This window comes from Streptomyces rugosispiralis, from assembly GCF_024505145.1.
Taxonomy (GTDB): Bacteria; Actinomycetota; Actinomycetes; order Streptomycetales; family Streptomycetaceae; genus Streptomyces; species Streptomyces rugosispiralis.
The window spans coordinates 1-721 of the sequence record NZ_JANIAA010000196.1 but is presented as its reverse complement, the minus strand read 5'-3'; the positions used below and the strand labels follow the sequence as shown (position 1 = coordinate 721).

The 721-nt window shown below is 73.6% G+C and carries 1 protein-coding gene; it reads left to right on the top strand.

Features of this window, described 5'->3' with window-relative positions; genetic code table 11:
• On the top strand, positions 1-721 hold a 721-nt coding region (locus tag NP777_RS47030), incomplete at both ends, for a ketoacyl-synthetase C-terminal extension domain-containing protein (RefSeq protein ID WP_305890872.1).

Sequence of the window (721 nt, the reverse complement as noted above, 5' to 3'; positions counted from 1 at the left end):
GGCCGACATCGACGCCGTCGAAGCCCACGGCACCGGCACCGCCCTCGGCGACCCCATCGAGGCCCAGGCACTCCTCGCCACCTACGGGCAGGAGCGTACGGGGGACGAGCCCGTATGGCTCGGCTCGCTGAAGTCCAACACCGGGCACACGCTGGCCGCGGCGGGCGTGTCCAGCGTCATCAAGATGGTGCTGGCGATGCGGCACGGCACGCTTCCGCGGTCCCTGCACGCCGACGAGCCGACGTCCGAGGTGGATTGGGCATCGGGCGCGGTGTCCCTGCTCACCGAGGCCCGGCCCTGGCCGGAGACCGGTCACCCCCGCCGCGCCGGGATCTCCTCCTTCGGCATCAGCGGCACCAACGCCCACCTCATCCTGGAGCAGGCACCCGAACCGGAACCCGAGGCCGCGCCGAGGACGGACGAGGGCACGGACGCCCCCGGACTCGTGGCGACCGGCGGGACCGTGCCCTGGGTCCTGTCCGCCAGGACCCCAACCGCCCTGCGGGCGCAGGCCCGACGGCTCCTCGACCACCTGGAATCCGGGGTGACCGCACAGCCGCTGGACATCGGCTGGTCCCTGGCCACCACCCGCACCCTCCACGACCACCGCGCCGTCATCATGACCGACACCGAGGGCAGTGAGGCCACCGCCGCTCTCACCGCCCTCGCCACCGAACAACCCCACCCCCGCCTCACCACCGGCCACGCCACCAGCCACGGC